This is a genomic window from Mesorhizobium sp. M0778 (assembly GCF_040320105.1).
Taxonomy (GTDB): Bacteria; Pseudomonadota; Alphaproteobacteria; order Rhizobiales; family Rhizobiaceae; genus Mesorhizobium.
The window spans coordinates 1-992 of record NZ_JAMYPA010000056.1 but is presented as its reverse complement, the minus strand read 5'-3'; the positions used below and the strand labels follow the sequence as shown (position 1 = coordinate 992).

At 63.1% G+C, this 992-nt stretch carries 1 protein-coding gene; it reads right to left on the bottom strand.

Annotated features, from left to right (window positions below):
* On the bottom strand, positions 1-870 hold an 870-nt coding region (locus tag NKI22_RS31365; RefSeq protein WP_352959697.1), incomplete at its 3' end, for an IS256 family transposase.
* Positions 871-992: the final 122 nt, after the last annotated feature.

Sequence of the window (992 nt, the reverse complement as noted above, 5' to 3'; positions counted from 1 at the left end):
GTCGCGTTTGACCTCGGCAAGGTCGCGCCGGTCGTAGAACCATCTGAGCTCCATCAGGCAATCGTCGTCGACCTTGCGCGGCACGTAGTCGAGCGCGTTTCTGAGGAAGTGCACGTAGCAGCGCTGCCAGACCGCTTCGGGCAGCACTTCGCGGATTGCCGCCCTGAGCCCCGGATGGTCGTCGGAGACGACGAACTCGACGCCGGCGAGCCCGCGATTCTTGAGCCCCGTCACGAACTCGCGCCAGCTCGAATGGCTCTCCCGGTTGGCCAGCTCCACGCCCAGGACCTGGCGCCGGCCCTCCCAATCCACGCCGATCGCCACCAGCACCGCCTGGCTGGCGATCACGCCCGCCTCGCGAGCCCGTTCATAGCGCGCGTCCAAGATGAGATACGGATAGCTTTCCTCGAGCCGCTGCGTGAAGAACGCCTTGAGCGCCTCATCCAGCCGCATCGTCGCCTCGCTCACCGTCGAGGCCGAGAAAGAGTGGCCGCACAATTCCTCCGTCACCGCCTTCACCTTGCGGGTCGAAACGCCTTGTACGTACATCTCGACCAGCGCCGACACCAAGGCCTTCTCCGAACGCTGATAGCGCTCAAACAACTCCGTCGAGAACCGGCCCGTCCGATCCTGCGGAACGCGAAGTTCCAGCACCCCAACCCGCGTCACCAGCTTGCGCTCGTAATACCCGGACCGGTAACTCACCCGCTCCGCCGTCCGCTCGCCTTTCTCGGCCCCGATCGCCTCCGTCATCTCGGCTTCCAGAGCCTCCTGCACGACAGTCTGCAATACCTGGCGAAAGCCGTCCTCATCCGACAGCAGCAACGCTTTCAACTCGCCCCTGCTCAGTTTAACTTCTCGATTGGTCATGGCACTTCCCCTTCCACGGGAATCGGTGATTGCAACGTCACCACCGTGCCATGGCCGCTCGCCCTTCAGAGCAAGCGCCGTTCTCTCTCCAAAACTTTTTGCAGAACCTTCAGGACACTATC